Consider the following 5574-nt stretch of genomic DNA (forward strand, 5'->3'; position numbering starts at 1 on the left):
TGCGTGACAGCCCTAACCCGCCGTCGCTCCCGCCCCCGCCCCCGCGATCTTGCAGCTTCTGTGGGGACAGAAGCCGCACACCACCGCAATTCAGCGACAGAAAGTGCAAGATCGGCGGAGAGGGTGGGGGTGCGGGCTAGCGGGGGGTCAGGCGGTCGGTGCCCAGACGGTTCTGGAGGACCTCGGGGATCAGGACGCTGCCGTCGGCCTGCTGGTACTGCTCCAGGATGGCCGGGAAGAGCCGGCTCGTGGCCAGCGCGGAGCCGTTGAGCGTGTGCACGAAGCGGGTCTGCTTGCCGCCCGGCTCCCGGTAGCGGATGGCCGCCCGGCGGGCCTGGTAGTCGCCGCCCCAGGAGACCGACGACACCTCCTTGTACTTGTCCATGCTCGGCATCCACACCTCGATGTCGAGGGTCTTGCGCATGGAGGCGCTCGCGTCGCCGGCCGACAGCAGGCTGCGCTGGTAGTGCAGCCCCAGCTTCTCCACCAGGCTCTCGGCGTGGGTGACCATCTCCTCCAGCGCCGCGTCCGCCTGCTCCGGCAACGTGAACTGGAAGATCTCCACCTTGTTGAACTGGTGACCGCGCACGGTGCCGCGCTCGTCCGAATGTGAGCCGGCCGCCTCCCGGCGGTAGCACGGCGTGTACGCGAAACGCTTCAGCGGCAGCTTCGGCGTCTCCAGGATCTCGTCCTGGTACGCCCCGAGGATCGCCGTCTCCGAGGTGGGCAGCAGGAACTGCCCGCGCGGGGCCGACTCGGAGTCCAGGTGGTAGACGTCGTCGTAGAACTTCGGGAACTGCCCGGCGGCGAAGCCGGCCGTGTCGAGCAGCAGGTGAGGCGGCAGCAGGAACTCGTAGCCGGCCTGGACGTTCTCGTCGATGAGGAAGTTGAGCAGCGCCCACTCCAGCCGGGCACCCATCCCCGTGTACATCCAGAAGCCGGAGCCGCCGAGCTTCACGCCGCGCTCGTGGTCGACGAGACCGAGCATCCGCGACAGCTCCACGTGGTCGCGGACCTTCTCGATCACCGGCGGCTCACCGAAGGTCTTGACGACCCGGTTGGCTTCCTTCCCGCCGGCCACCACGTCGTCGGCGGGCAGGTTGGGCAGCTCGCTCATCGCGGTGCGCAGCCGCCCCTGCACCTCGTTCAGCTCGGACTCCAGCTCGGAGAGCTGCCGGCGACCGGCCTCGGGCGCGACGACGTCCGGCTCGCGGCCGGCGCGCTTCGCCTCCGCGTACGCGCGGGCCTCCGCCTTGCGGCGCTGCCGATCGGCGTCGATCTCCGTGATCAGGGCGCGTCGTTCCTGGTCGAGCCGCTGGATCTCGTCCAGGGATCGGGTGACCTCGGCGGGATCCAGTCGCTTCGCCAACGCGGTCGCCACCGCCTCGCGATCCTTCCGGATCAACTCCATGTCGAGCATGCTGCTCCGTACGCCTCCGTCCGGGGTCACAGGTGGACCCCCAGATGCTACCGTCGCGCCCGTTTCGACCCGGGACGGGGAGTGACGAGCCCGGTTCTACAGCCGGATCGGCATCAGCACGGAGTAGGTGTCCGCGTCGTCCGGCCGTCGTACCGCCAGCGGGGCGACCGGCCCGTCCAGCTCCAGCACCAGCTGGGGAGCGCCGGCGGCGTCCAGCGCGTCCAGCAGGTAGCCACCGTTGACGCCGACCCGCAGCGCGTCGGTGCCCAGGTCGGCGGCGGGCAGCAGGCGCAGGCCGCCCTGGTCGTCGACGCCGAGCACGGTGACCGCCAGCGCCTCGCCGTCGTGCTCGCGGGCCACCGTCGGGGCCGCCGGGTCGGCCAGCGCGGCGCGCAGCGCCGCCACGTCCACCGGGATCCGCCGTGCGGCCGGCCGCTCGCCGACGGCCTTGCGCAGCAGACGGCGATAGTCCGGGAAGTCGTACGACAGGGCGCTGCCGGTCAGCGTGCGGCCGGCCACCGCCACATGCAGATCCGCGCCCGCCACGGTCAGCCGCACCGGCCAGGCGTCGGCCGCGTCGAGCAGCGGCCGGAACTGGTCGACGAGATCCACCGGCACGAACACCCGCACCGGCGGGCCGTCGACGTCCGCCCCGGCCCGGGCCAGCGCGAGCCGGTACCGGTCGGTGGCGACGAGCCGGACACCGTCGGACTCCACGTCGAGCAGCACACCGGAGAGCATCGGCAGTTCCGGGTCGGCGCCGACGGCGAAGCGCACCGCGTCGACCGCGGCGGCCAGGTCGGCGGGGGTGAGCAGCAGCGTGGTGGTGGCCGGCTGGGCCGGGTCGACCAGGGCGCGGAGCCGGGTCACCTCACGGCGGGCGTCGGCGAGGCCGTCGACCAGCCGGCGCAGGTGCGTGTCGAGCAGCCGGTGCACCGCGGCCGGCTCGGCGCGTACCGCGGCGGCGATCTCCGGCACCGGCATGCCGATCCGGCGCAGCCCGGCCACCAGCCGGGCCGGGGCGATCTGCTCGTCGGTGTACCAGCGGTAGCCGGTCACCGGGTCGACCAGGGCCGGCTCCAGCACCCCCGCCGAGTCGTAGAAGCGCAGCGCGCTGACGGTCAGGCCGCTGGCCCGGGCCAGCTCACCGATGCTGTGCAGGTCGCTCACGCCGGGCATCCTGCCCCCTCGACCGGGTCGAGGGTCAAGCCGGGTGCTCCGCGGTGGTCTGCTCGAGCACCCGGAAGGTGAGCCCCGCCCGGACCAGCCGGTCGAGCAGCGCGTCGCCCATCGCGGTGACCGGGGTGACCTGCCCGGCGGTCGGCGGCAGCTCGTCGAACGCCAGGCAGAGCGCCGACTCGGCGAGCATCTTCGCCGTCTCGTCGTAGCCCGGGTCGCCGCCGGCCACCTCGGTGAGCACCCGCCGCCCGCCGCCGGCGCCGACGAACCGGACCCGGAACCAGGCCGCCGCCCGCTGCTGCGGCGTCGGCCCCTGCCCGGAGCTGAGCCGGCCGAGCAGCCAGCGTCGGGTGGGTGGCACCTTCACCAGGCCCACCAGCGCGCCGAGCCCGGCCGCGCCCGCCAGCACGGTCGGTAGCCGCTTCACCGCGGCGAAGTGCCGGTAGCGGAAGTCCGGGCCGTACTCCGGGCGGGCCGCCGCCGAGCGGCGCACCACCTGCGGGTCGATGGTGGGCAGCGGCACGGTCCAGATGCCCAGCTCCGCCGAGCGGGTCAGCCGGCCCGGCACCGCCCGGACCCGGCGGTCGGTGGGGCGCGGTTCGACCGCCCGGCGGTCCCGTGCGGCCCGGCTGGCCTGCCCGGTACGGGAGAACGCGGTGAGCGCGGAATGGTACGTGCCGGCGGAGAACCGGGCCGAGGCCCGGACGTAACCGTCCACGGTGATCGGCCCGTCGGCGGGCAGTTGCTTGACGGTGAACCAGACGCCCAGGTCGTGCGGGACGGAGTCGAACCCGCAGGCGTGCACCAGCCGCGCGCCGGTGCGGGTCGCCTCGGCGTGGTGGCGGACGTACATCAGGTCGACGAACTCCGGCTCACCGGTGATGTCCAGGTAGTCGGTGCCGGCCCCGGCGCAGGCGGCGACCAGCGGCTCCCCGTGCCGGACGTACGGGCCGACGGTGCTGGCGACCACCCGGGCGCTGGTGGCCACCGCGCGCAGCGAGTCGGCGTCGGTCACGTCGGCGCTGAGCAGCGGCAGGTCGGCCAGGGCGGGGTCGATCGCGGCGAGCCGGTCCCGCACGGCGGCGAGCCGGTCCGGGTTGCGCCCGGCCAGCGCCCAGCGCAGCCCGGGTGGTGCGTGCCGGGCCAGGTACTCGGCCGTGAGCCCGCCGGTGAACCCGGTCGCCCCGAACAACACCACGTCGTACGTTCGCTCCCCAGCCATCCCGCGAGTCTGCCATCCGCCGGCTCCGATGGCTCATCGGTCACGGGCTGAAGACCGCCCGGACGCAGCCGTCGGTCCGGTCCCGGAACAGCGCGTACCCCTGCGGGGCGTCCTCCAGCGGCAGCCGGTGGGTGGCCAGATGCTCGGTCCGCAGCTCGTCGCGGGCCATCCGGTCCAGCAACATGGGTACGTCCCGCAGGTCGGGCCGGCGGGCCCCGCGCAGGGCGAGCCGCTTGCCGGTCACCGTGCCCAGCGGGAACGCGTCGACGAAACCGTCGGTCCCGCCGAGCACCACCACGGTGCCGCCCTTGCGGCAGGCGTGCACCGCCTCGCGCAGCGCGTCCGGGCGGTCGCCGAGCCGGACGCCGAAGCGGTCGGCGATCGACCGGGCGGGTGGCTCGCCGACCGCCACCACACACACGTCCGGTCCGCGCCCACCACTGCGGTCCCGCAGCTCGGCCGAGACGTCGGTGTGGTCGTAGTTCAGCGGCTCCGCGCCCGCGTGCCGTTGCGCCATCCGCAGCCGCTCCTCGTGCCGGTCCACCACGATCACCCTCGCGCAGCCGTGCAGCACCGCCGCGCGGGCGGTCAACTGGCCCACCGCCCCGGCGCCCCAGACCGCCACCACGTCCCCCGGGCGTACCGCGCCCAGCTCGGCGGCCAGCCAGCCGGTCGGGGCCGCGTCGGCGGCGAACAGCGCCCGTTCGTCGTCCACCACGTCCGGCACTCGGAACGCGCTCGCGTCCGCGTACGGCACCCGCACGTACTGGGCGTGACCACCGGCGAAGCCGCCCGCCGCGCGGGGCCGCCCGAAGCAGCCGACGTCGGAGCGTCCCCAACCCTCGTCCGCGCTCGCCGGCTCGGTGCTGCCGTTGTCGCAGCAGGAGTGCAGGCCGGCGCGGCAGTACCAGCATCCGCCGCAGGCGACGCCCGCGCCGACCACCACCCGGTCACCGGTCCGGTGCCGGCGGACCGCCGGCCCGGTCTCGACGACCTCGCCGAGGAACTCCGCGCCGAGCACGTCACCGGTGCGCAGCAGCGGATCCCGTCCGGCCAGCAGCGGCAGGTCGGCGCAGCAGGTGGCACTTCGACGCACCCGCACGATGACGTCCCGCTCGTTGCGCAGTTCCGGGTCGGGCACCTCGCGTACCGCCAGCTCGCCCGCGCCCACCCAGCACAGCGCCCTCACCCGCGGGCCTCGGGCCGGTCCAGCGCCGAGCGGTCCGCGCGCAGCACCTCGCCGGTCTCGACGCGTTGCTTGACCTGGCGCAACGTCCGGCGGACCAGCAGCCTCGGGTCGTCGCCGACCAGGTGCGCGGCGAGCCCGACGGCCGGGGACGCCCCGGCCAGCGGGCGGGCAGCCAGCTCGGTGCCCCGGTCACCCGGCGCCGTCCGCACCCGCACCTCGACGGCGCCGTCCAGGCGCCGCAGCGGCTCGGGCCACCGCCCGCCGGGAAGCACCTGCTCCGGCGGCCGGTCCACGGTGACGACCTCCCACCCTCCCCGCCGATCTTGCAATTTGGGTCGTCGGAGTGCGGTGTCGTGCGGCTTTTGTCGCGACAGAAACTGCACGATCGCGGAGGTGCGGCGGCGGGGTATCCGCAACAGGCGTGTCAGGGGTCGCATCGGTCCACCCGTCCTCCCGGTCCACGTCCCTCGATCGTCGGGCCCGAACGGGTGAAGCGGGCTCGCCCGGAAGGGGTGAACGGGTCCGCGCCGGGTAACCGCTCGCCGACCGGGGGTGGGACGCGTC

General features: G+C 74.6%; 5 protein-coding genes. All 5 read right to left on the reverse strand.

Annotated features, from left to right (window positions below):
* Positions 1 to 136: 136 nt before the first annotated feature.
* The 5 genes from serS to F8271_RS29560 all read right to left on the reverse strand — a co-directional run bounded on the left by serS (position 137) and on the right by F8271_RS29560 (position 5447).
* The gene (gene serS, locus F8271_RS29540; RefSeq protein ID WP_151493110.1) at positions 137 to 1420 is read right to left on the reverse strand and encodes a serine--tRNA ligase; all 1284 of its coding nucleotides are present in this window, start codon (positions 1418 to 1420) and stop codon (positions 137 to 139) included.
* A gap of 96 nt (positions 1421 to 1516) precedes the next feature.
* Positions 1517 to 2581 (reverse strand): MerR family transcriptional regulator, encoded by a 1065-nt coding sequence (locus F8271_RS29545; protein WP_370461994.1) that lies wholly within the window; start codon positions 2579 to 2581, stop codon positions 1517 to 1519.
* A 43-nt stretch (positions 2582 to 2624) separates the two neighbouring features.
* Entirely contained in the window at positions 2625 to 3821 is a 1197-nt protein-coding gene (locus tag F8271_RS29550; protein WP_151493108.1) for a trans-acting enoyl reductase family protein, read from the reverse strand.
* Between the two features lie 40 nt (positions 3822 to 3861).
* Positions 3862 to 5010, reverse strand: coding sequence for an alcohol dehydrogenase catalytic domain-containing protein (locus tag F8271_RS29555; RefSeq protein ID WP_151493109.1), 1149 nt, complete (start codon positions 5008 to 5010; stop codon positions 3862 to 3864).
* Entirely contained in the window at positions 5007 to 5447 is a 441-nt protein-coding gene (locus F8271_RS29560; protein WP_370461993.1) for a hypothetical protein, read from the reverse strand. The genes F8271_RS29555 and F8271_RS29560 overlap by 4 nt, the downstream gene beginning before the upstream one ends.
* Positions 5448 to 5574 lie beyond the last annotated feature (127 nt).

Origin of the sequence: Micromonospora sp. ALFpr18c (genome assembly GCF_008868155.1) — a bacterium.
Lineage (GTDB): Bacteria > Actinomycetota > Actinomycetes > Mycobacteriales > Micromonosporaceae > Micromonospora.